The sequence below is a fragment of the Lentzea roselyniae genome, assembly GCF_039537795.1.
Classification (GTDB): domain Bacteria; phylum Actinomycetota; class Actinomycetes; order Mycobacteriales; family Pseudonocardiaceae; genus Lentzea; species Lentzea atacamensis.
Window position 1 is genome coordinate 1 of the sequence record NZ_BAABBE010000043.1, and the last position, 22835, is coordinate 22835.

At 68.8% G+C, this 22835-nt stretch carries 22 protein-coding genes; 10 read left to right on the forward strand and 12 right to left on the reverse strand.

The genetic code is table 11. The features are described 5' to 3' along the window. Positions 1–359: 359 nt before the first annotated feature. From ABFX45_RS41490 to ABFX45_RS41505, 4 genes are all read right to left on the reverse strand, one after another. A complete protein-coding gene (locus ABFX45_RS41490) occupies positions 360–941 on the reverse strand; it encodes a class I SAM-dependent methyltransferase (RefSeq protein ID WP_346136428.1) in 582 nt (193 codons plus the stop codon). A gap of 66 nt (positions 942–1007) precedes the next feature. Further along, a complete protein-coding gene (locus ABFX45_RS41495; protein ID WP_346136430.1) occupies positions 1008–2513 on the reverse strand; it encodes an aldehyde dehydrogenase (NADP(+)) in 1506 nt (501 codons plus the stop codon). Then, the gene (locus ABFX45_RS41500) at positions 2510–3337 is read right to left on the reverse strand and encodes an NAD-dependent epimerase/dehydratase family protein (RefSeq protein ID WP_109640438.1); all 828 of its coding nucleotides are present in this window, start codon (positions 3335–3337) and stop codon (positions 2510–2512) included. The genes ABFX45_RS41495 and ABFX45_RS41500 overlap by 4 nt, the downstream gene beginning before the upstream one ends. Positions 3338–3382: 45 nt before the next feature. Continuing rightward, positions 3383–4171: an IclR family transcriptional regulator gene (locus ABFX45_RS41505; protein ID WP_233440097.1), complete on the reverse strand. Its 789-nt coding sequence runs from the start codon at positions 4169–4171 to the stop codon at positions 3383–3385. A 138-nt stretch (positions 4172–4309) separates the two neighbouring features. Between ABFX45_RS41505 and ABFX45_RS41510 the strand changes: the two genes are divergently transcribed. From ABFX45_RS41510 to ABFX45_RS41550, 9 genes are all read left to right on the forward strand, one after another. Then, positions 4310–5626, forward strand: a complete 1317-nt coding sequence (locus ABFX45_RS41510; RefSeq protein ID WP_346136433.1) for an ABC transporter substrate-binding protein — start codon at positions 4310–4312, stop codon at positions 5624–5626. 89 nt (positions 5627–5715) lie between these two features. Continuing rightward, complete coding sequence (locus tag ABFX45_RS41515; protein WP_211337632.1) at positions 5716–6606, forward strand: carbohydrate ABC transporter permease; 891 nt, start codon at positions 5716–5718, stop codon at positions 6604–6606. Beyond that, on the forward strand, positions 6603–7481 hold the full coding sequence (locus tag ABFX45_RS41520) for a carbohydrate ABC transporter permease (protein ID WP_109640436.1): 879 nt from the start codon (positions 6603–6605) through the stop codon (positions 7479–7481). The genes ABFX45_RS41515 and ABFX45_RS41520 overlap by 4 nt, the downstream gene beginning before the upstream one ends. A gap of 9 nt (positions 7482–7490) precedes the next feature. Next, the gene (locus ABFX45_RS41525; protein ID WP_109640435.1) at positions 7491–8393 is read left to right on the forward strand and encodes a 5-dehydro-4-deoxyglucarate dehydratase; all 903 of its coding nucleotides are present in this window, start codon (positions 7491–7493) and stop codon (positions 8391–8393) included. Beyond that, positions 8390–9649 carry a glucarate dehydratase family protein gene (locus tag ABFX45_RS41530; protein ID WP_109640434.1) on the forward strand — a complete coding sequence of 420 codons (1260 nt, stop codon included), beginning with the start codon at positions 8390–8392 and terminating at the stop codon, positions 9647–9649. Before ABFX45_RS41525 ends, ABFX45_RS41530 begins: the two co-directional genes overlap by 4 nt. Next, entirely contained in the window at positions 9643–10773 is a 1131-nt protein-coding gene (locus tag ABFX45_RS41535; protein WP_346136436.1) for a hypothetical protein, read from the forward strand. The genes ABFX45_RS41530 and ABFX45_RS41535 overlap by 7 nt, the downstream gene beginning before the upstream one ends. Before the next feature lie 53 nt (positions 10774–10826). Beyond that, a complete protein-coding gene (locus tag ABFX45_RS41540) occupies positions 10827–11297 on the forward strand; it encodes a hypothetical protein (protein WP_109640432.1) in 471 nt (156 codons plus the stop codon). Between the two features lie 97 nt (positions 11298–11394). After that, on the forward strand, positions 11395–11919 hold the full coding sequence (locus tag ABFX45_RS41545) for a hypothetical protein (RefSeq protein WP_109640431.1): 525 nt from the start codon (positions 11395–11397) through the stop codon (positions 11917–11919). A 17-nt stretch (positions 11920–11936) separates the two neighbouring features. Further along, positions 11937–12737, forward strand: a complete 801-nt coding sequence (locus tag ABFX45_RS41550; protein WP_346136439.1) for an alpha/beta fold hydrolase — start codon at positions 11937–11939, stop codon at positions 12735–12737. On the opposite strand, the gene ABFX45_RS41555 is transcribed toward ABFX45_RS41550, so the two are convergent. From ABFX45_RS41555 to ABFX45_RS41580, 6 genes are all read right to left on the reverse strand, one after another. Then, on the reverse strand, positions 12727–13680 hold the full coding sequence (locus tag ABFX45_RS41555) for a GNAT family N-acetyltransferase (RefSeq protein ID WP_109640429.1): 954 nt from the start codon (positions 13678–13680) through the stop codon (positions 12727–12729). The two genes, ABFX45_RS41550 and ABFX45_RS41555, sit on opposite strands and share 11 nt — an antisense overlap. An 84-nt stretch (positions 13681–13764) precedes the next feature. After that, positions 13765–15429 (reverse strand): fumarate hydratase, encoded by a 1665-nt coding sequence (locus ABFX45_RS41560; RefSeq protein ID WP_407657003.1) that lies wholly within the window; start codon positions 15427–15429, stop codon positions 13765–13767. Positions 15430–15758: 329 nt separating this feature from the next. Beyond that, on the reverse strand, positions 15759–16745 hold the full coding sequence (locus ABFX45_RS41565; RefSeq protein WP_109640428.1) for a sigma-70 family RNA polymerase sigma factor: 987 nt from the start codon (positions 16743–16745) through the stop codon (positions 15759–15761). 249 nt (positions 16746–16994) lie between these two features. Then, positions 16995–17420, reverse strand: coding sequence for a D-aminoacyl-tRNA deacylase (gene dtd / locus ABFX45_RS41570; RefSeq protein ID WP_346136442.1), 426 nt, complete (start codon positions 17418–17420; stop codon positions 16995–16997). After that, a complete protein-coding gene (locus ABFX45_RS41575) occupies positions 17417–18871 on the reverse strand; it encodes a DUF7782 domain-containing protein (protein ID WP_233440096.1) in 1455 nt (484 codons plus the stop codon). The genes dtd and ABFX45_RS41575 overlap by 4 nt, the downstream gene beginning before the upstream one ends. A gap of 14 nt (positions 18872–18885) precedes the next feature. After that, positions 18886–20373: a PucR family transcriptional regulator gene (locus ABFX45_RS41580; RefSeq protein WP_346136444.1), complete on the reverse strand. Its 1488-nt coding sequence runs from the start codon at positions 20371–20373 to the stop codon at positions 18886–18888. 91 nt (positions 20374–20464) lie between these two features. On the opposite strand from ABFX45_RS41580, the gene ABFX45_RS41585 reads away from it, so the two are divergent. Beyond that, on the forward strand, positions 20465–20779 hold the full coding sequence (locus ABFX45_RS41585) for a DUF3099 domain-containing protein (protein ID WP_346136446.1): 315 nt from the start codon (positions 20465–20467) through the stop codon (positions 20777–20779). A 268-nt stretch (positions 20780–21047) separates the two neighbouring features. Here the strand turns inward: ABFX45_RS41585 and ABFX45_RS41590 are convergent, their stop codons facing one another. Together ABFX45_RS41590 and ABFX45_RS41595 are read right to left on the reverse strand one after the other, a co-directional pair. Further along, on the reverse strand, positions 21048–21926 hold the full coding sequence (locus ABFX45_RS41590) for a carbohydrate kinase family protein (RefSeq protein ID WP_109640423.1): 879 nt from the start codon (positions 21924–21926) through the stop codon (positions 21048–21050). Beyond that, positions 21923–22810, reverse strand: coding sequence for a pseudouridine-5'-phosphate glycosidase (locus ABFX45_RS41595; RefSeq protein WP_346136448.1), 888 nt, complete (start codon positions 22808–22810; stop codon positions 21923–21925). Before ABFX45_RS41595 ends, ABFX45_RS41590 begins: the two co-directional genes overlap by 4 nt. Positions 22811–22835: the final 25 nt, after the last annotated feature.

A 22835-nucleotide genomic window follows, 5' to 3' on the forward strand; every position in this document is an offset into this window, starting at 1 on the left:
TGGCGTCTTTCAGCAACGCGTCGATCGCCTCGGGCGCGAACGCCCCCGCGAGCCGCCGCGCTGCCGCCTCATCTCCCTGACGAGACGATGTGTCCTGTGTCACTCGGTGCCCCCTCCGACCGCCAATCCGGCGCGTCGATCTTGGTACACCTCTGACTTACACGGTTCGCATGACACGCCCGTGATCTCGAGCCATGCGAAACGCAGATCGGTCATGTCCCGCTCCCCTGGACGTGGCGGTGCGATAGCCATTCTGCCCCGGTGAGTCGCGAAAGGAGCTGTCGAATTCATTCAGACATCGGGCTGATGTTGGACAGATGACATGTTTCCGACACGAATCCGATGAGCGCACTCCGAGGTCAAGCGCGCGTCATCACGAAGCAGGCGAACCCGCTCCCGGCAGCGGGCTCCGGCAAACGCTCGATGTCGAACGACGAACCGAACAACCGCTGTTCCTCACCCACGGCGAGACCGGGAAACCGGCCGCCGCGCCGCTTCCACCAAGGGATCTCGTCGTAGAAGCACCACAGCACGAACACCGAACCGGGGTGTGACAGGCGCAGCACCGTCGCCGCCATCGCGTCCCGGGCGGGGCCGCGCAGGTCGTCCAGCACGCTGTAGTCGACGAGCAGGTCGAACGTCCCGGAGACAGCCGGGATGGAGGCGGCGGTCAGATCCCCGACCAACCACGACACGGACAACGACGGCGGCGTCGCGCGGCGGGCCTTCTCCAGGCCGACGGGGGAGTAGTCCACGCCCGTCACGTCGAACCCGTGTGCGGCGAGGAAGATCGAGTTCGCTCCGCTGCCGCACCCGAGGTCGATCGCGCGACCCGGTGGAATCCGGCCCGACGTCACCAGCCGCACCAGCTCGGACCGCGGCCCGCCCTCCCACGGCGCCCAGGTCCGGTACATCAAGTCGTAGGCGCGACGTCCGACCATTGCAGGCCTCCCAACGAAAAGCGGGGCCACCGACGTTACGCCGGCAGCCCCGCTCACCGAAGAACTTCAGTGCACGCCCAGCACACCGTCCACCCGGCGCGGGATGCCCAGCGGGTTCGCGTCCTGCAGTTCCGCTGGCAGCAACGCGTCCGGCCACGACTGGTACGTCACCGGCGCGATCCACCGGCGGATCGACGTCGCGCCCACCGACGTGTGCAGCGGGTTCGTCGTCGCCGGCCACGGACCACCGTGGTGCTGGCCCCACGCCACCGCGACACCGGTCGGCCAGGCGTTGAAGATCAACCGGCCTGCGACGTGCCGCAGGATCTCCGCGATCGCACCGGCTTCGGTGTGGTCCGAGTCGGCCGCGTGCACGGTGCCGGTCAGCGTGCCGGGCAGCTTCGCCAGCACCGAGTGCAGCTCGGACGGCGAGGAGTACGTCACGATCAGCGCCGCCGGACCGAAGTGCTCCTCGGTCAGCTTCTCGAGGTTCTCCTCGAACGTCTTCACCGGCGTGCTGAACAGCAGCGGCGCCACCGCCCACGCCTCGTCCGGGCGGACACCCGTGGACACCACGGTCACGAGGTCCGACGCGGCGAGCGCGTCCGTGCCCGCCTTGTAGGAGTCGCACATCCGCTCGTTCAGCATCGCGCCACCGGAGGACGCCGCGACGGCCTCACCGAGCGCGGGCACCAGCTCCGCGGGCGCGAACACCAGGCCGGGGTTCGTGCAGAACTGGCCGACACCCATCGTCAGCGACTGCGCGAACCCGGCCGCGATGTCCTCACGTTGCGCCGCACCCGGCAGGATCACCGTCGGGTTCACGCTGCCCAGCTCGCCGTAGAACGGGATCGGGTCCGGCCGGCCCTGCGCCAGGTCGAACAGCGCGCGGCCACCACCGGTCGACCCGGTGAAGCCGACGGCACGCACCGCCGGGTGCTTCACCAGCGCGACACCGGCCTCGGTGCCGTACACGATGCCGAACACTCCTTCGGGCGCACCGGCATCGCGCAACGCGTCCACCACAACCCGCGCGGTCTCGCGCGAGGTCGACGGGTGCGCCGAATGTGCCTTCACCACAACGGGACAGCCGGACGCCAGCGCGGAAGCCGTGTCACCGCCTGCCACCGAGAAGGCGAACGGGAAGTTCGACGCGGAGAACACCGCGACCGTCCCGAGTGGACGGAGAACCCGCCGCAGCACGGGGCGCGGCGGAATGATGTCCGGGTTCGCCGAGTCCAAAGTGGCCTCGACGTAGCTGCCCTCGCGCAGCACCTCCGCGAACAGCCGCAGCTGGTTCGTGGTGCGCTTCAACTCCGTCGTCAGGCGCGGCACGCCCAGCGCCGTCTCGCCGTCCGCGGTCTCCACCAGCAACGAGGACTCCGCGTCCAGCGCGTCCGCGACCTTCTCCAGCACCACGGCACGATCCGCCGCCGGCACGACCGACCAAGCGGAGAACGCCACTGCCGCGGCGGAGGCGATCCTGTCCACCTCGCTGTCGGGGGTCTTCGCAACCGGGTCGCCGAACGGCTCACCGGTGCGCGGGTTGTATCCCTGAACGACGTGGCTCAACGCCCTGCCTCCTTGACTGCCGTGTCGAAATCGGGGCCGCACCAGGCCCCGCCCACGTACTTCGCCGCGTACGACGAGGGATCGAGCTCACCGCCGTGCTTCTCCAGCACCTCGGCGGCGTGCACCTCGGAGTCGTCCTGCGGCTCGTAACCCAGCGCGCGGGCCTCGTCCAGCGAGAACCAGCCGCGCGTGTTGGCCGAGACACCCCACACGATCCGGAACCCCGGCGACGCGACGGAAAGACACGCCTCGAACAGGCGCGCGCAGTCGTCCGGCGACATCCACGTCGACAGCATCCGCACGTCGCGCGGCTTCTCGAAGCACGAGCCGATGCGGATGGCGATCACGTCGAGGCCGTAGCGGTCGGCGTACAGCGACCCCAACGCCTCCAGCGCCACCTTGGACACGCCGTAGTAGGTGTCCGGACGCGGGAAGAGGTAATCACCGGCGTCACCGTTGGCGCGCTCGACGTAGCCCACTGCGTGGTTCGAGCTCGCCAGGACTACGCGGCGAACTCCCTGGCGCCGCGCGGCCTCCAGCACGGTGTGCGTGCCGTCGATGTTGACGCGGAGGATCTTCTCCCACGCCTCCTCGAGGCTGTGGCCGCCGAGATGGATCACGGCGTCGACGTCCTTCATCGCCGCCTCCATCGCGGCCATGTCGGTCACCGACGCCTGGACGAGCTCGACGTTCTCGCCGTCGGCGGCCGCGGGTAGCTCCGCGATGTCCAGCAGCCGCAGGACGCGGCCCTCCGCCGCGAGGCGGGAACGCATGAGCGTCCCCACCCCACCGCCGGCGCCGGTGATCAGGATGCGTGCGGTCACGGGTTGGACCCCTCCGTCATGTGCAGGTACTCGGCAAAACTCGGGTCAGCGCCCGAACTGGCGGAGAAGTTCGGTGATCGTCCGGGCGGCGTCCAGCAGAGCGGCGACGACCTGCCGCTCGTGCTCGGGGTCCAGTCTGCCCAGGGGGACCGAGCAACTCATAGCGTCCAGAACGGGGTTCCGATACGGCAACGCCACCGCGAAGCAGCCCAGCCCCGGCGTGTTCTCCTCGCGTTCGTGGGCATATCCGACATTCCGGAACCCGGCGAGCTGCTCGTGCAGCGCGGCCCGATCGGTCACGGTGTTGGGGGTCAGCGGGGCCAGCACGTCGGGGAGGATCAGGTCGACCTCCTCCGGCGTGCGCGTCGAGAGCACTGCCTTCCCCAGCGACGTGGAGTGCGCGGGCAACCGGCGGCCGACGCGCGACACGACGCGCAGGTGGTGCTCGGACTCGCGGCTCGCCAGGTAGACGACGTCCGCGCCGTCCAAACGGGCAAGGTGCACGGTTTCGTTGATCTCCTGCCGCACCTGCTCCATCACGCGGATCGCCGCGCGCACCACGGGGTCGTGGTCCAGGTAAGACGTACCGACGAGCAGTGCGCGCACACCGATGCCGTAGGTGCCACGGTCCGAGTCGACCTCCACCCAGCCGCGCGCGACCAGCGTCTGCAGCAGCATGTACAGGCTGGATTTGGGGTAGCTGAGTTCGCGGTGCAGCTCGGTCAGCGTCAGCCTGCGGTCCGACGCGGAGAGCACTTCGAGCAGCTCCACCGTCCGATCGGCGGACTTCACTGCGCCCGGACGAGCCGTGCCCTTGTCGATCGGCGACGCCACCTGGCCTCCTCGGCTCTCCTTTGGGAAACCTTCTGAACAACACGCCCTTGACACGTTGCTGTGCTGATTCTTACAGTCCTGCATCAGGTTCACAAGTACGACCCCGGTTCACATACGTGAAAACGAAGGGCTCCGACGATGCGCCGTAGAACTGCCACAACAATCGCCACGCTCGGCGTGGCCGCCCTGCTCGCGGGCTGTGGAAGTTCCACTCCGGCCGCGTCGAACAAGGACCCGAACAAGCCCCTCGAGGTGTGGACCCGCTCGACGGAGGCGACCGCGAAGGTCTACGAGAGGATCTTCAAGTCCTTCACCGAGAAGACCGGTGTGCAGGTCGACTACAAGCCGATCTTCAACGACTTCGACAAGCAGGTGCAGCAGCGCGCCGCGTCGAAGGACCTCCCGGACGTCGTCATCACCGACACCGGCTCGCTGGGCAACTTCGTCAAGCAGGGCTGGACGACCGAGATCAAGCGCGAGGACATCGCGGGCGGCAACGACATCGTCGACAGGGCCTGGAACAACGGCAAGGGCGCGGACGGCAAGTTCTACGCCATTCCGTACTCCACGCAGGCGATGGTCACGCTGGTCCGCAAGGACTGGCGCGAGAAGCTCGGCAAGCCGATCCCGACGACGTGGGAAGAGCTCGACGACCTCGCGAAGGCGTTCACCCGCAACGATCCCGACGGCAACGGGCAGAACGACACCTACGGCATGCTCGTGCCGGGCACGGTCGACCGCGGCTACCTCGCCTGGTGGGCGGCCAGCTACATCTGGCAGGGCGGCGGCGACATCCTCGATGAGGAAGGCAACGGCAAGTTCTCCGTCGGGATCGACTCGCCGGAGTCGACCAAGGCGATCGAACGGCTCCGCAAGCTCTTCTGCGAAGAGAAGGTCATGCAGCCGGGCTCGCTGACGCTCAGCACGAACGACGCGCACCCGCTGTTCGAGTCGGGCAAGAGCGGCATCTACCTGACCGGCCCGTACATGATCGGCCGCTTCGACAAGTCGATCGGCAAGGACAAGTACGAGGTCATCGCGTCGCCGCGCGGCCCGGCCGGTGCCACCGTGCTCGGTGAGGGCGAGGACATCTACCTGATGGCCGGCTCCGCGAAGACCGCCGACCAGAAGAAGCTCGCCGAGTACCTGATCACGCCCGAGGCGCAGCAGGCCGGCATGAAGGGCGACCCGCAGCCGGTGGTCCGCCTGCCCGTCAACAAGAACGTCGACGTCAACGCGACGTACAACGACCCGCGCTGGGCGACCGTGGCGGGCGTGTACAAGAGCGAGGCGCGGCCGTTCCCGAGCGTCCCGAACTTCACGCCCTTCCGGCAGAAGACCTCGGAGACCCTGAACTCGATCTTCGCCAAGTGCCCCGCCGACTCCTCGGCCGAGCTCAAGACACTGGCGGATGCGCTGAAGAAGGAGCTTGAGAACCAGAAGGCGTCGCAGTGACGGCAGTTCATCCCGCCGAAAAGAGTCACTGGGACACCCAAGACGTGGGCTCGACGGCTAGTGGCGGCGGTGCCGTCGAAACCCACCCCGTGAGGCGGCGCCGCCGGCGCCGCCTCACGGGAGCCACCTTCATCCCGTGGCTGTTTCTCTTCCCCGCCGCGCTGATCTTCCTCGTCTTCAAGTTCATCCCGATGGCGGAGGGAATCCGGCTCTCGCTGTTCGAGGTCCGGCCCTTCCTCGGTGACATCTTCGTCGGTTTCAAGAACTACGCCACGATCCTGCAGGACGAGAAGTTCCTGACGGCGAGCTGGCACACCCTGGTCCTGGCCGGTGGGCAGACGCTCGGAGCGATGCTCATCGGCTTCTTCCTGGCACTGTTGCTGGAAGGCCACGCCAAGTCGCTGTGGTTCGTGCGGTCCGCGGTGTTCCTGCCCGTGGTCGCCGCGACCGCGGTCATCGGTGAGATCTGGCGGTTGTTCTTCTACCCGGCACCGGAAGGTTTCCTCAACGAGGTCATCTCGTGGGTGGGCCTCGGTCCCTGGGAGTACATCCACAACACGGACACCTCGCTGGTGTCGGTAATGTTCGTCGGCATCTGGAAGCACGCGCCGTACGACATGGTGCTGATCCTCGCCGGGCTCGCCGGCATCGACCGCCAGCAGTACGAGGCCGCCGCGATCGACGGAGCATCGACGCTGCAACGCATCTGGAACGTCACGCTGCCCGCGTTGCGTCCAGTGATCACGATTCTCCTGACGCTGGCGGCGATCCGCGGCCTGCGCGTGTTCACCGAGGTCTACGTCCTGACCGGCGGCGGTCCCGCCGGATCGACCGACGTCTGGATGACGCGCGTCTACACAACGGCGTTCGAGCAGTCCGAAGCCGGCCTCGCATCGGCTGGATCGGTCCTGTTGTTCCTGGTTACCTTGGTTCTCACGGTCAGCGTGCAGTGGTACCGCCGGAGGAAGGAGGCGCGATGAGCGTCAACTCGAGCCGCTTCGACAGCGCCATCGGCTGGTCCACCCGCCCGGACGCGTGGGTCGGCAGGGGTATCCGGGTGCTTCTGAGCGCCCTCGCTGTAATCCTTTTCTGCGGTCCGCTGCTGGTCATCTTCTCCGGCGCGTTCGACCACAACCCGGACCCGACCCAGCTGTCGGTGTTCCCCGACAACCCGTCGCTGATCAACTTCAAGGTGGCGGGCGAGAACAAGATCTGGGACTACCTGGCGAACTCTCTGATCATCGCCGGTGGTGCCCTGCTGTTGCAGCTGGCGGTGAGCGTGTTCGCCGCCTACGCGTTGGCGCGCAAGAAGTTTCGCGGTCAGGCCATCGCGCTGTTGGTCATCCTTGCCACGATGATGTTGCCGGAGGAGGTCATCGCGATCCCGCTGTCGCTGGTGATCGGAGACCTACCGCTGGTTCACGTGAGTCTCAAGGGCACCCTGCTCGGCGTCATCCTCCCCTTGGGAGCGTGGGGTTTCTCCATCTTCGTCATGACCGAGTTCATGAAGGAGATCCCCGCCGAACTGGAGGAAGCGGCCAAAGTGGACGGTGCCGGGGAGCTGCGCCTCTTCGCGCAGATCATCCTCCCCCTGTGCAAGCCCGCGCTCGGCGTCATCGCCGTGTTCGGCTTCAACATGATCTGGGAGCAGTACCTGCTCCCCCTGATCGTCGCCGCTGACCCCTCCGATTACACGCTCACGGTCGCACTTCTCGCCCTCAGGTCCGACGACATGGTCGGGACGGGCATCGTGCTGGCCGGAGCGTTGCTTGCGCTGGTGCCGAGCCTGATCGTGTACCTGTCGCTGCAGAAGTCCTTCCTGCGTGGGATCACCACCGGAGCGATCAAGGGATGAGTGTCTGGTATGCAACTCGATGGTGTGCTGTTCTTTCCGGTGACCCCGTTCGACACCGAGGGGAACATCGCGTTCGACGTGCTGGCTGAGCACGTCAAGCACGGTGTCTCCGCCGGGCCAGGCGCGGTGTTCGTCGCCTGCGGCACCGGCGAGTTCCACGCGTTGGGGCTGGAGGAGTTCGAGCGTGCGGTGGCCGTCGCGGTCGAGGCGACCGCGGGAAAGGTCCCGGTGTTCGCCGGCGCGGGCGGCTCGGTCGTGGCGACCAAGGAGTTCGTGCGTGCGGCCGAACGCGCTGGTGCCAACGGCATCCTGCTGCTGCCGCCGTACCTCGTGACCAACCCGGCGGCCGGCCTCGTGCGGTACGTGGCCGAGGTCGCGGGCGCCACCGAGCTGCCGATCATCGTCTACCAGCGCAACAACGCGCGGTTCACGCCGGAGACCGTCGTCGAGGTCGCGCGGATCCCGAACGTCGTGGGCTTCAAGGACGGCATCGGCGACCTCGACCAGATGCAGCGCATCGTCCTCTCGGTCCGGGCGGGCGTGGACAAGCCGTTCCAGTTCTTCAACGGCCTGCCGACCGCGGAGATGACGCAGCTCGCGTATCGGGGCATCGGCGTCGAGCTGTACTCGTCGGCCGTGTTCTGCTTCGCACCGGAGATCTCGATCGGCTTCTACAACGCCGTGCAGGCGGGCGACACCGAGCTCGTGAACCGCTTCCTGCTCGAGTTCTACAAGCCGCTGGTCGAGCTGCGCGACAAGGTTCCCGGCTACGCCGTCGCCCTGGTGAAGGCCGCGGTGCGCGCGAACGGCCTCGACGTCGGTGGCGTGCGGCCGCCGCTGATCGACCCGGCCGACGAGCACCTCGCCGCCCTGGACAAGATCATCGCCGCGGGTAAGGCTCTGCTGGCATGAAGATCACCGAGATCGTTCTGACGCCGATCGCGTTCCGCGACCCGCCGCTGCTGAACGCGGCCGGCGTGCACGAGCCGTGGGCGCTGCGCACGATCGTCGAGGTGCACACCGACGAGGGCATCTCCGGGCTGGGGGAGACCTACGGCGACCTCGGGCACCTGGAGCGCTCACGGTCCGTTGTGGACTCTCTGATCGGCCTTGACGTCTTCGCGTTGAACGAGATGCACGCGCGCGTTTCCGCTGTCCTCGGTGGCAAAACGGGGCTGGACAAGCACGGGCTGACCGGGAACATCACGGCGGAGAGCACTGTCGACCGCGTGTACTCGCCGTTCGAGGTCGCGTGCCTGGACATCCAGGGCAAGGCGCTCGGTCGTCCGGTGCACGACCTGCTGGGTGGCGCGGTTCGTTCCGCGGTGCCGTACTCCGCCTACCTGTTCTACAAGTGGGACGGGCATCCCGGCGCCGAGCCGGACGAGTGGGGCGAGGCGATCGACCCCGCCGGCATCGTGGCGCAGGCCCAGAAGATGATCTCCGAGTACGGCTTCGGGTCGATCAAGCTCAAGGGCGGTGTGTTCCCGCCGGAGCAGGAGATCGAGGCGATCCGGGCGCTGCGCGAGGCGTTTCCGGACCACCCGCTGCGGCTGGACCCGAACGCGGCCTGGTCGCCCGCGACGTCGCTGAAGGTCGCGGCCGAGCTGGACGGCGTGCTGGAGTACCTGGAGGACCCGACGCCGGAGATCTCCGGGATGGCGGAGGTGGCCGCGAAGGCGCCGATGCCGTTGGCCACCAACATGTGCGTGGTCGCGTTCGAGCACCTCAAGCCGTCGGTGGAGCAGGACGCCGTGCAGGTGCTCCTGTCCGACCACCACTACTGGGGCGGTCTGCAGCGGTCTCGTCAGCTGGGCATGATCTGCCAGACGTTCGGCATCGGCCTGTCGATGCACTCGAACTCGCACCTGGGCATCTCGCTCGCAGCGATGACGCATCTGGCCGCGGCCACGCCGAACCTGAGCTACGCCTGCGACACGCACTACCCGTGGAACGCGGCGGACGAGGTCGTGGAGCCGGGTGTGCTGTCCTTTGTGGATGGTTCGGTGCCCGTGCCCACGACGCCGGGCCTCGGTGTGTCGCTGGACCGGGACGCGTTGGCGCGGCTGGCCGAGAACTACGTTCGCTGTGGCATCACCTCGCGTGACGACACGGGCTACATGCAGAAGTTCGACCCCAGTTACGAGAGGAAGCGTCCCCGGTGGTGAAGTCGGTTGTCCACGCCTACCCGTGGGACCTGATCGGAGACCCTGACGCCGTTGCGCGGTATCAAGGTCTCGGGGTGGACGCGATCGCTCTCGCCGCCTCGTACCACACCGTGCGGGCGGCGACCCCGTTGCACCCTCGGCACCGTTTGGTCGACGCACGGCACGCGGCGTTCTACCTGCCGGTCCGGGAAGCGAACTTCGGCCGGCTCGTGCCCGCCGAACCGTCCTGGATGGACGGTTCGGACTCGTTCGGCGAGGCGGCCGCCCTGGTTCGCGCGGCCGGGCTTCCGGTGTACGCGTGGACCGTGCTGACGCACAACTCGCGCCTGGGCGACCTGCACCCGGACGTGACGGTGGTGAACGCGTTCGGCGATCGCTACCCGTACGCGTTGTGCACCGCGCAGCCCGACGTCGTCGAGTACACGTCGGTGCTGGTCTCCGAGGTGCTGGAACTCGGTGCTCCGGACGGGATCATCCTGGAGGCCTGCGGGCCGCTGGGGTTCTTCCACGGCGGTCACCACGAGAAGACCGACGGCACGGACTGGAATCCGGTGCAGCAGAAGCTGTTGTCGCTGTGCTTCTGCTCTGCGTGCACCGCCCTGTACGCCGACCCGGATGCCCTGCGTGAAGCGGTTCGGACCGGGGTTGATCGCGGCGCTCCCAGCGTGGAGGACGCGCTGGGTGCGCTCGCGGAGGACGTTCAGGCCGTGCGCACCGGGGTGGTGCGATCGTTGCGGCAGAAGCTGGTCGGGGAGATCCGTGCTGCCGCGCCTTCGGTCCGGGTCGGTATGCACGTGACGGCGGACCCTTGGGGTACCGGGCCGTTCGCGACCGTCGCCCGTGGTGTGGGTGCGGACGTCGACGTGCTCACGACGATGTGCTGGCCCGGTCCCGAGGCCGCGGTGCCGGGCATCGAGGCTCTGCGCGCCGTTGCTCCGGACACGCGGATCGCCGCGTACGTGCTGGGACTTCCACCGAAGCCCGCGGACGGTGCCGCGTTGTCGAAGGAGTGGCTCGCTTACCTGGATGCAGGGGTGGAGGAGTTCCACCTCTACCACGGTGGCCTGGCCTCGGCGGCTCGCCTGGAAGCGCTGCGTGAGGCGGTTGCCGCCGTATCCCGGTAACTGTGAAGCGAACTCACTGCAACCCGTTGTGAGCGCGGTTCCGTCCTCTGACCATGAGGCACATTGGAACCGTAGTTGGCACTGGCGTCCTGCTGCTGGTGGTTTCCGCTTGCGGCAGTGCGCAGAACGCGGGCACTGGGGCAGGTGGCGGTCCGACGTTGCCGACCGCCACCTCGTCCTCCGAGGTGCCGCCGGGCATCGCGCCCGGAGAGATTCCGCCGGACGGCAAACCGGTGACAAAGCTGGACACCAACGCTTTGCCCTCGGAGTATCCGCGCACTGTGTGGACACAGGGCGATGGGAAGACCGTCGGTGTCATCGGCCAGGAGGGCGGCTGCGGGAAGGCCAGCGCGTCCGTGCTGGAGCAGTCGGCTTCCGTGGTGAAGATCGAGCTCGTCGAGACGCTTCCGCTGACCAAGCAGGCGTGCACCATGGACATCCGCTTCCCTCCGCTGACGGTGCAGCTCGCGGAGCCACTCGGTGAGCGCACGGTCGCGTTGACGTCGCGGCAGGAACAGAAGTAGACCTCCTCCCCACAGTGCCCGGTCGGCTTCTGCCCCGCCGGCCGGGCATCTCTCTTCCTCACCTGGCCCCTTGGCCCGGTTTGCAAGGATGGTGCGCATGAGACACGTCGTCGCTGCCGTTGCTCTCGCCGCCGTGCTGGCCGGCTGCTCGTCCGGCACGCAGTCCGGCGCGCCCGGATCCGGCTCGTCCAGCGGCGCGCCCACGTCGGGCACGTCCACGCCGTCGACGCCCGGTTCCTCCGGCGTGAACCCGACGGCCCCGGCCCAGCCTCCGGTCTCGATCTCGGAGGAGAAGCCGGTCGTCCCGCCCAACGTCACGCCGGTGCCCAAGGAGAAGGTCGACACGACATCGTTGTCAGACACCTACCGGGACGAGGCCTACGTCTTCGGCGACGGCCGTGACATCGAAGTCTTCGGTGTGGGCGGCGGCTGCAAGGAGGCGCGTGCCGAGGTGTCCGGCCAGTCCGCCGACCTCGTGCAGATCACGCTGGTCACGATCACCAAGCAGCCTCCGGGGACGGTGTGCACCCAGGAGATCCGCCAGGTGCCGCTGACCGTCCGGCTCGACGCGCCGCTCGGTGACCGGCGTCTGGTGCTGGAAGCACGCGAGGAGACCGGATGAGGACGAGACACTGATATATGGATCTTCAACTGGGGGAGCGGCGGCTCCACGTGTACGACTTCGGCGACGGCGTGCCGGTGTTCTGGCATCACGGCACGCCGAATCTGGGACTGCCTCCGGAGCCGTTGTACCGTCCAGGCGTGCGCTGGGTGTCCTACGACCGTCCTGGCTACGGTCGACGGTCGACAGCGGTGCCAGGCAGAACGGTGGCGTCGGCGGCGGCTGATATATCGCATATCGCCCACGCGCTCGGTATCGAGAAGTTCGCGGTCTTCGGCCACTCAGGCGGCGCACCACACGCCCTCGCGTGCGCCGCCTTGTTGCCGGACCGCGTGACCGCCGTGGTCGCCGGTGCCTCCCTGGCGCCGTTCGACGCGGAGGGCCTCGACTGGTTCGCCGGGATGATCGCCTCGGGCGAGGCGTCCCTGCGGGCGGCTGCCGCGGGCCGTGCGGCGAAGGAAGCGCACGAGGCTTCGGGCGTTCCCTACGACCCGGAGTTCACACCCGCGGACCTCGCGGCGCTGGACGGCCCGTGGTCGTGGTTCGGCAAGGTCGTCGGGCCCGCGCTGGAGGACGGCCCCGGACCGTTGATCGACGACGACCTCGCCTACGTCACGCCGTGGGGCTTCGACCCGGCGTCGATCCGGGTGCCGGTCCTGCTGCTGCACGGGGAACGCGACGGCATCGTTCCCGCCTCGCACAGCCGCTGGCTCGCGTCCCGGATCCCCGGCGCCGAACTCCGGCTGACGCCGGACGACGGGCACATCTCAGTGCTGAACCACGCCGCCGCTGCCCTCGACTGGGCCGTCAGACGTTGAGTGCCCAGCGCACGTACCGCATCTTCGGTGTGAAGCCGGCCTTCGCGAAGATCGACGGTGTCCGGCCGGCGCTCTCCACGCTCAGGCTGGCGTCGTCGTAGCCCTGCTCGGCGGCGGCCTGCAGCGCGTGCCCGAGCAACGCGCTCGCGACACCCCGCTTCCGGTACTCCGGGACCGTTCCGATGACCATGAAGTGGGCGTTGCGGATGCCCGTGGCCGCGGTGTCGGCCTCCCAGTGCACGGTGACCAGGACGCCCGCGGGAGCGCCGTTCGCCGCGTCGCGGACCAGGAAGCTGACCTCTGGCCGGAACGTCTGGTTGGTGATCTTGTTCTGCCAGTGGTCGGCGGGCATCGGCGCCGCACCCCAGTAGTCCTGGTACGAGGCGTTGCGGGCCAGCCGGAAGTCATCGTCGTCGTCGGGTGACCACGGCTCGATCAGCAGCCCGTCGGGGATCGCGACGGGTTGCAGGTCGCTGAGCGGGTGCTCCATGCGCTCGTAGTGGCGGACCGGTGCGAAGCCTTGAGAGCGGAGGACTTCGGGCACACCGGCGATGTGCTCGGCCTTGAGGACGTCGACGACGAGCTTCGATGCCGGGTGATGCAGCTCGTGCACGACCTTCGCCGCCTTGATCCCGGCCTCCACGAGCGCCGTGCCGACACCGCGGCGCCGGTAGCCGGGATGAACCCCGCCGTCCAGGAAGACCCGGTGGACCTCGTACGCGGACGGCTTGTGGCGGACCTTCATGAAGCCGACCATCACGTCCCCGTCGAACGCGGCGAGACTCGCGCGCTCCAGATCCGCGTAGGGATCGATCAGTTCGGTGAGGGTGTCTTCCGCCGTGTAGTTCTCGCCGATCTTGTCAACGGTTTCGATGACGTTGAGGAGGTCGGCGGACGACTGGGCGTCCTCGCTGGTCAGCGGCCGCCAGGTGAGCTTCTGCACGCGGCCGACCGTAGCGGCGCGCGTGCGGGACCGTCGTCAGAGTTTCCCGGCCGGCCGCGCGGGCCGGCCGGGAAGTCTCTCCAGCTAGCGGCGGAAGCTGATCTGCAGGGTTGGCGCGGACGTCTCGGCGAAGAAGTCGTTGCCCTTGTCGTCGACGACGACGAAGGCCGGGAAGTCCTCGACCTCGATCTTCCACACCGCTTCCATGCCGAGCTCGGGGTACTCGAGGACCTCGACCTTGCGGATGCAGTCCTGGGCAAGGCGCGCCGCCGGGCCGCCGATCGAGCCCAGGTAGAAGCCGCCGTGCGTGTTGCACGCGCTGGTGACCTGCTTGGACCGGTTGCCCTTCGCGAGCATCACCAGTGAGCCGCCGGCGGCCTGGAACTGCTCGACGTAGGAGTCCATGCGGCCGGCCGTGGTCGGGCCGAACGAACCGGACGCGTAGCCCTCGGGCGTCTTGGCCGGGCCGGCGTAGTAGACCGGGTGGTCCTTGAGGTACTGCGGCATCTCCTCGCCGGCGTCGAGGCGTTCCTTGATCTTGGCGTGCGCGATGTCGCGTGCCACGACCAGCGGGCCGGTAAGTGAGACGCGAGTCTTCACCGGGAGCTTCGTGAGGACCTCGCGGATCTCCGACATCGGCCGGGTCAGGTCGATGCGGACGACCTCGTCGGACAGGTCCTCGCCCTCCACCTCGGGAAGGAACTGGGCCGGGTCGCGCTCCAGCTGCTCGAGGAACACGCCCTCCGGCGTGATGCGGGCCTTGGCCTGGCGGTCCGCCGAGCACGAGACCGCGACGCCGACCGGGAGGGACGCGCCGTGGCGGGGCAGTCGGATGACGCGCACGTCGTGGCAGAAGTACTTGCCGCCGAACTGGGCGCCGATGCCGAAGTTGCGGGTCAGCTCCAGGACCTGCTGCTCGAGGTCCCGGTCGCGGAACGCGTGGCCCGACGGCGAGCCCTCGGTCGGCAGGTTGTCGAGGTAGCGGGCCGAGGCGAGCTTCGCGACCTTGAGGTTCTGCTCGGCGGAGAGGCCACCGACGACGACTGCGAGGTGGTACGGCGGGCACGCGGCGGTTCCGAGCGAACGCAGCTTCTCGTCGAGGAACGACGCGAGGCGCTTCGGGTTCAGAACCGCCTTGGTCTCCTGGTAGAGGAACGTCTTGTTCGCGCTGCCGCCGCCCTTGGCCATGAACAGGAACTCGTACACGGGCTCCTGGCCGGGCTTGTGGAAGACCTCGATCTGCGCGGGCAGGTTCGTGCCGGTGTTCTTCTCGTCCCAGAACGTCAGCGGAGCCATCTGCGAGTAGCGCAGGTTGAGTTCCTGGTAGGCCTCGAAGACGCCGCGGGCCAGCGCCTGCTCGTCGTCGCCGCCGGTCAGGACGGTCTCGGAGCGCTTGCCCATGATGATCGCCGTGCCGGTGTCCTGGCACATCGGCAGCACACCGCCCGACGAGATGGCCGCGTTGCGCAGCAGGTCCATCGCGACGAAGCGGTCGTTGCCCGACGCCTCGGGGTCGTCGATGATCTTGCGCAGCTGGGCGAGGTGCGACGGGCGCAGCAGGTGCTGGATGTCGCGGATCGCTTCCTTCGCGAGGAGCGTCAGCGTCTCGGGGGCGATCTCGAGGAACTTGCGGTCACCGGCCTCGACGAGCTTCACCCCGTCGGAGGTGACGAGGCGGTACTCGGTCTCGGTGTCCTTCGCGAGCGGCAGGACGTCGGTGTACTCGAAAGTGGTGGGCACGGGGTACACAGCTCCAACGGTGTGCAGTTCGGATCAGAAAACCGTACCGCCATCAAAGGGACGTGCTGATGTGATCCCCGACCACCGTGGTCAAAAGCACGGAGCCTCGGGGTCTGGGGGTCGTCCCCCGGAAGACACACCTTCCGGCGCTCCGGCGAGCGCGTTCTGCGAGCAGGGCTGCCGAAAGACGGAAGGCCGGGGCAGCCCCCGGCTGCCCCGACCTTCCTTCGTGTGCGACTTCCGACTTTCGACGGGCGTCGCTTGGCTTGGTAACGCCCGACCGTGCCGTGAGTTGAGTCACAAGTCAATACTGCCGGACGGGTGAGATCCGACCGTGACTACGAGGCGTACGCGCGCAGCTTCGCGGCGCGCTCACCCTGGCGCAGCTTCGACATGACCTCGCGCTCGATCTGCCGCACCCGCTCCCGCGACAACCCGAACCGCTTGCCGATCTGGTCCAGCGTGCGGGGCTGACCGTCCTCGAGGCCGTAGCGCAGCCGGATCACGGCCTGCTCGCGCGGTTCGAGGGTCGCCAGCACGCGGCGCAGGTCGTCCTGCAGCAGGCCGGAGATGACGGCGCTCTCGGCGTCGGTCGCGTCCGAGTCCTCGATGAAGTCACCGAGGGGAGCGTCCTCCTCCGTGCCGACCGGCATGTCCAGCGATACCGGGTCACGAGCGTGGTCGAGCAGGTCGGCGACCTTGTCGACGGACAGGCCCGACTCCTTCGCGAGCTCCTCGTGCGTCGCCTCGCGGCCGAGCGTCTGGTGCAGGTCGCGCTTGATCCGCGCGAGCTTGTTCACCTGCTCGACGAGGTGGACGGGGAGGCGAATGGTGCGGCCCTGGTCGGCCATACCGCGGGTGATGGCCTGGCGGATCCACCACGTCGCGTAGGTCGAGAACTTGAAGCCCTTGGTGTAGTCGAACTTCTCGACCGCGCGGATCAGGCCCAGGTTGCCCTCCTGGATCAGGTCCAGCAGCGGCATGCCGCGGCCCGTGTAGCGCTTGGCGAGCGACACGACTAGGCGCAGGTTGGCCTTGAGCAGGTGGTCCTTGGCCCGGCGGCCGTCGCGGACGAGCTCTCCCAGCTCTTCGCGGCGGGTGGGCGTGAGGCGCTTGGCCGTCTCCATGACGTGCTGCGCGAACACACCGGCCTCGATGCGCTTGGCGAGCTCCACCTCCTCCTCTGCCGTGAGGAGCGCGGTCTTGCCGATTCCGTTCAGGTAGACTCGAACCAGGTCGGCTGCTGGACCCTGGGCGTCGAGGTCGTGGTCGACGACGGGCGTGTTCTCTCCGACTTCACGGTCGGAGATCCTCGTGACGGTCATGGATCTCCCTCCCCCTGCTGCGGGCGACGCTGCTGCCGGTCAGGACAGTCGCGCGTGGCGGTCAAGGCGGCGCGGCGCTGCGCCCTGGTTGCCGGTTGCGGCGGGCCCGCTCGGGATCCCATCGCTAGCTGGCTGATACCTGGGTAACGAAGACGATTCCGAATTCGTTCCCGACTTCCTGACCTGAAGACGTCACCGCTGTCACAGCGGTTGCGCGACTAATCTGAGGATTGGCTGAGAACCCTTTACTCAGACGTCGACGAGCACGGTGAACGGGCCGTCGTTCACGCTCCGCACCTTCATCTCGGCCCTGAATCGTCCTGTTTCGACCCGCGCGCCCTTTTGGCGGAGTTCCTGTACGACGGCGTTCACCAAGGGTTCCGCGTGCTCGGGCCGCGCGGCCGCCGTCCAGGACGGACGGCGGCCCTTCCGCGTGTCCCCGTAGAGCGTGAACTGGCTGACGACCAGCAACGGAGCGCCGGTCGACTCGCATGACTGCTCATCATCGAGGATGCGCAGACCGTGCAGCTTCTGCGCCATTTTGCGGGCGTGCTCGGCCGTGTCCTCGTGATGGACGCCGAGCAGCACCAGCAATCCGGGTTCGTCGATCGCGCCGACGATCTTGCCTTCGACTTCGACGCTCGCTTCTGTGACGCGCGCCACAACCGCTTTCACGCGGGAATCAACATTCCGTGCCGGATGAGATCACGAACGATCGGCAAGGCCGCTTCTGCATCGATTTCTCCGTAAGCGAACTCGAGCAGCGAGAGCAGGTCTTCCAGCGGCAGCGCACCCGTGCAGCCGGCCACGAGCTTGGCGGTCGCCTCGTCGACCTCGTGCTGCCAGCCAGGCCCGTCGGTTCGGTGCAGCCGGGCGACGACCTTGCGCCAGCCGTCCTCGCTCGGCTCGGACACCTCTTCGAGCAGCACGGTGTCGGCGACCCGGAAACGCTGACCGAGCAGGTCGGGGTTCGCACGCAGCCACGCGACGTTGTCGAGCCACCGCGCCGCCTCCGGACCCAGCGGGTCGTCGTAGGCGTGGCGCAGGTCCTCACACACGACCTGGGAGTGCATCTCGTCGGTGCGCCGCAGCGTCACGTACCCGAAGCCGACGCCCTCGACCTGGTTCTCCTCGAACCAGTCGAGCCACGCTGCGGCCTTCTGCCGGCCTTCGGGGCTGCGCGGGTCGACGCCCGCGTCCTTGAGCCACGTGCCGACGTACAGGGCGGGCTCGGCGATGTCGCGCTGCACGAACCACGCGTCGATGCCACCGCGCGGCAGCCAGCCGGAGACGCGCTCGGCCCAGTCCTCGCCCTTGCGGTGCAGCCAAGACGCGAGCAGCTGGCCGACGCCGCCCTCGTTGAGGAAGGCGGGCAGCTGGCGGATGACCAGCGCCGACGCGTCGTCGCCGCCGAGTCCGGAGTCGCGGTAGACGTAGTCGACGCGCGGAGGGCCGACGACGAAGGGCGGATTGCACACGACCTGGTCGAACCGGCGGTTGCGGACCGGGCCGAACCACTCGCCCTGCAGCGTCTCGACGTCGAGGCCGTTGATGCGGAACGTGCCCTGCGCGAGCCTCAGCGCGCGCTCGGACAGGTCGGTGGCGGTGATGCGTTCGGCGTGCGTGCTGGCGTGCAGTGCCTGGACGCCGCATCCGGTGCCGAGGTCGAGGAGCGTGCCGACCGGGGTGCGCTTGGTGGCGCGGGCGAGGCTGATGGAGGCGTGGCCGACGCCGAGGACGTGGTCCTCGGGGACCGCTCCGCCGCGCAGGTCGGAGTCGAGGTCGGCGATGACCCACCAGTTGTCCTCGTACGGGCGCACGTCGAGCCCGGCCCTGAGGTCTTTCGTGAGGATCTCGTTGGTGACGGCGTCGTCGATGTCGACCCCGCCGAGCGCCCTGCGGACCTCCTGCTCCGGCTCCTGGTCGCCCAGCAGGAACAGGCGGATCAGCGTGCCGAGCGTCCCGGCGTCCCTGCTGGCGCGGCGGGCGGGTTCCGGCTCGCCCCTGCCGAGCGCGGCGTGAGCCTGGGGGCCGAGGGCGTCGACGACGCCGTCCGCGGTGTAGCCGGCGTTCTGGAAGGCCTCGCGCAGGCGGGCGCACAGGTCAACGGAGAGATCGGGGTGCACGAGAGCACATGTTTTCACGTGCGCGTGATGGAGAGCGCGATGGCCATCGCGAGTCGTTGATCGGGATCGTCGAGGGGGAGCGGCGTCACTTCGGCCATCTTCTGCATCCGGTACCGCAACGTGTTCGGGTGCACCTTGAGCTCCCGCGCCGCCGCCCGCACATCGCCCTGCGCCGCCAGCCACGCCTTCAACGTCGCCGCGTACTGCGTCCCGTATTCAGCGTCGTACCGCAATATATTGGATATCGGGCCGCGCGTCGGGAGCCGTCCCGCCTCGGCGACGGCGGCGAGCCGGTGCAGCAGAACCTGAGCCCAGGCGTCGTCGTACACAACCGGCGCACCGGTGGAAAGCGCGAGGCACTCATCGGCTTCCTGCCGCGACGTGGGCAGCTGCGTGGCCTCGGCCGGCCCGCCGATCCCCGCCAGCACCGTGGCCTCGGCAGGCAGTTCGCGGACCAGCGACCGCACCCAGTCGACGGCGTCATCGGCGGCGGGGATGACCGTGTACAGAACATTTCCGAACAACGCGCTGCGCCCAGGCCGCGACCAGCCGAACCCCGCGGTGGCCCGCTGGAACGCGAGCACCGCCGCCCCGTGCTCGCCCTCGCCCGCGTGGGCCTGCACCGCGATCACCCGCAGATCGGCCGAGGGCAACCCGAGCCGCGCGACGTCGGCGGACTCCGGGTGTTCGAGCAGCCGGATCACCAGGTCGGCCTCGGCCTGACGTTCCAGGTCCGTCGACGCCCGCGACCGCAGCAGGTGCAACGCCGCCGTGCGCGCGCCGTCGACCAACGCAGCCGACCGCGCGGCATCAACCGGACCTGTCACCTCGACCCAGACCGAGCCGAGCAGCTCACGGCCGGCGCGCACAGCGGCGACGAGCCGGTTACCCAGCTGCGGTGTCAGCTTGGGCACGAAGATCGGTTCGTCGGACGAAGCGAGGTGCGAGAACACGCCGAACTCGTCGAGCGCGCGCCGGGCCTCCTCCGGAACGCGACGGCCGAGGATCGTCTGGACGCGGACCGGGTCGACGTCCTCCTGACGGTAGGAGTACGCGAGGACGCGGGACTGCTGGTCCTCGATCGTCACCGGCCCGCCGACCACACCCGCGATGACGTCCGCCAGCCCGAACAGGTCACCTGTGCGCGTGCCACCGTTGACCAGCGTCTGCGTGACGTTCGCGAGCTGGCTCCACGGCACAGACGGATCCACGAGCAGCACGGCCGCGCCGGACTTCTTGGCGGCGGCGACAACACGCTCGTCGAGCGGCGGCTTGCCGTGCAACACGACCGCCGACGCCGCGGTCGAGGACACGAGCCGTGCCGCCGCGGCCACCGACGGCGTGCCCAGCCCGAGCAGAACGTCACCCGCGGCGGCCGGCGTGTTTTCCGCCGGATCATGCAGGGCAACCCCACGGAGTTCGACGTCTCGGCCCCTCGGCGCGCACGCCAGATGCGTGCCCAGACTGCCGAGCACGTCCACGAGGCGATCAAGGGCGACCACTCGCGGATGTTAACCGCCGACCAGGTATCCGGCCGTCACTCGGACGTGGGACGATGGCAGGCGTAGCCAGAAGGATTAAGAGGGTGGTGTCGTGAGCAGTCCCGACCGGAACGACACCCCGGTGTTGATCACCGAGGCGGCCCCGTCCTACGAGGAACAGCACGCTGCCCGGCGTCGCAAGTACGCGATCATGATGAGCCTGCGCTTCCCGTGCCTCATCCTCGCGGCACTGTTCGCGCAGACCTGGTGGCTCGCCCTGTTCTTCATCGTGCTGTCCGTGCCGCTGCCGTGGATGGCCGTGCTGATCGCCAACGACCGCCCGCCGCGCAAGGCCGAGAAGGCCAACCGGTACGAGGCTGAGCGCCGCGCCATCGCGCCCAAGAGCACCACGATCATCGACGGCTAGTACAGCCGGTTCGCCGCCGAACCCGCGATATATCAGTGGTCGTCGGCCGCCCGTCCCTTAGCAATGACTCTTTTGCGGACGACGTCAAAAGAGTCATTGCTAAGGCCAGCACGCGTGCCACCTTTGCAACGAGTCTTTTGACGTCGTCCGCAAACGTTTTTTGCATCCCGGAGGGGGCTCGAACCCCTTGGCTGCCGTGGTGGCGGGGCGGCTTCGGTGGTGGGTGCGGTGCCGGGCGGGGCGTGGACCGGAACCGCACGGCCGCGGTTCAGCGGGGTGGCTGGGCACCTACGACGCTGACCGCGCGAGAGCCCGCGCGGACGCCGCCGAGGAGGGCCTCGCGTTTTGAGGAGCCGCCCAGCCAGGCCGCCAGGAAGCCGGCGTCGAAGGCGTCACCGGCGCCGGTCGAATCGACGCACTCGGTGGTTTCAGCGGGGACCGAGATGATCTCGTCGGCGTCGATCCACGACGCGCCGTCCGGGCCCGTGGTCACCACGACGGCGCCGACGTGGGTCAGCAGGTTCTTGGCGGTGGTGGGGTCGGTGGATCCGGTCAACGCCATCAGTTCGTCGGCGTTCGGCATGAGGATGTCGACTCCGCGGACGTCTTCCAGGAACGCCTCGGCCGAGTGGATCAGCACTGCGGCTTGGGGGTCGACCGACGTGGTCCAACCGGCGTTGCGCGCGGTTTCCAGCGCTGCCAGGCCTGCGGGGCGTGAGCTGGCGTCTAGCAGCACGTAGCCGGACAGGTGCAGGTGGCCGTTGGGGGCGGCGAGCAGGCCCGGGTCGAGGTCGGCGGGGGAGAAGCGGGCGTTGGCGCCCCGGTCGGGGAGCATCGAGCGCTGGCCGTCCTCGTCGACGAGGACGACCACGCAGCAGGTCGCGAGGTCCTGATCGACCGCGAAGGCGCATTGGACGCCCGCGGAGGTGAGTTCGGCGTGGATCTGGCGGCCGGCCGAGTCGCGACCCACGCGGGCCACGAGGATCGGAGAGGCGCCGCACGCGGCGAGCCAGACGGCGGTGTTGGCGCCGGCGCCGCCCGGCTCGATGGTCACCTTGGCGCGGACATCGCCGCCGTGGGCGATGGGGCCGGCGTGGCGGGCGACGACGTCCAAGCCGGCATCGCCCACCACCACGACTGGCCTCACTGGAAGAGCTCCACCGCGACGGCCGCGGCCACGGACGCGTTGTTGACGACGAGCTCCTCGTTGGCGTCGAGGCTCACGCCGGCGCTCGCGGTGTGGAAGTGCTCCAGGAGGACGGGGCTGACGTCCTTGCCGCGCACGTCCTGGTCGACGAGCTTCTGCAGGCCCTCGGCCAGCAGGCGGTCGTGCAGGGCGGAGTCCATCTCGAAGGCGGCCGGGATCGGGTTCACCAGGAGCATGCCGCGCTCGCCCGCGGCGAACACAGCGGCAGCCTGGGAGGCGTTGTCGACGCTCCACGGCACGGAGAACTCCGACTCGCGGCGGTAGAAGGCGGGGAAGCGCGAGGTCTGGTAGCCGACGACCGGCACCGAGCGGGTCTCCAGGACCTCGAGGGTCGCTCCCATGTCCAGGATCGACTTCACGCCGGAGCAGACGATCAGCACCGGCGTGGTGGCGACCACGTCGAGGTCGGCGGACACGTCCCACGTCTCGCGCGCGCCCCGGTGCACGCCGCCGAGGCCGCCGGTCGCGAAGACGCGGATGCCGGCCTGGTGAGCCAGAGCGGTGGTGGAGGCGACGGTCGTAGCGCCGCTGCGGCCCAGGGCGTAGGCGGCGCCGAGGTCGCGCAACGACAGTTTGAGCATGTCATCGGAACACACGCGGTCCAGCTCGGCGGAGGTGAGGCCGATGCGGGGCACGCCGTCGAGCACGGCGATCGTGGCGGGGACCGCGCCGACCTCCCGGACGACCTTCTCCAGGCGCGCGGCGACGGCCAGGTTGCGCGGCGCGGGCAGGCCGTGGGACAGGAGGGTGCTCTCAAGAGCGACGACGGGCCGGTTCTCGGCCAGTGCGGCGGCTACTTCTTCGGCGATCTGCAGCGTGGTCACGAGGGGACATCATCCCAGGTACCCT

What these genes read in the sequence shown, in the direction of transcription:
- ABFX45_RS41520 (WP_109640436.1), top strand. Translation starts at nt 6,603, where the DNA reads ATGAGCGTCAACTCGAGCCGCTTCGACAGCGCCATCGGCTGGTCCACC.
- ABFX45_RS41550 (WP_346136439.1), top strand. Translation starts at nt 11,937, where the DNA reads ATGGATCTTCAACTGGGGGAGCGGCGGCTCCACGTGTACGACTTCGGC.
- ABFX45_RS41565 (WP_109640428.1), bottom strand. Translation starts at nt 16,745, where the DNA reads ATGACCGTCACGAGGATCTCCGACCGTGAAGTCGGAGAGAACACGCCC.
- ABFX45_RS41545 (WP_109640431.1), top strand. Translation starts at nt 11,395, where the DNA reads ATGAGACACGTCGTCGCTGCCGTTGCTCTCGCCGCCGTGCTGGCCGGC.
- ABFX45_RS41530 (WP_109640434.1), top strand. Translation starts at nt 8,390, where the DNA reads ATGAAGATCACCGAGATCGTTCTGACGCCGATCGCGTTCCGCGACCCG.
- ABFX45_RS41490 (WP_346136428.1), bottom strand. Translation starts at nt 941, where the DNA reads ATGGTCGGACGTCGCGCCTACGACTTGATGTACCGGACCTGGGCGCCG.
- ABFX45_RS41510 (WP_346136433.1), top strand. Translation starts at nt 4,310, where the DNA reads ATGCGCCGTAGAACTGCCACAACAATCGCCACGCTCGGCGTGGCCGCC.
- ABFX45_RS41540 (WP_109640432.1), top strand. Translation starts at nt 10,827, where the DNA reads ATGAGGCACATTGGAACCGTAGTTGGCACTGGCGTCCTGCTGCTGGTG.
- ABFX45_RS41525 (WP_109640435.1), top strand. Translation starts at nt 7,491, where the DNA reads ATGCAACTCGATGGTGTGCTGTTCTTTCCGGTGACCCCGTTCGACACC.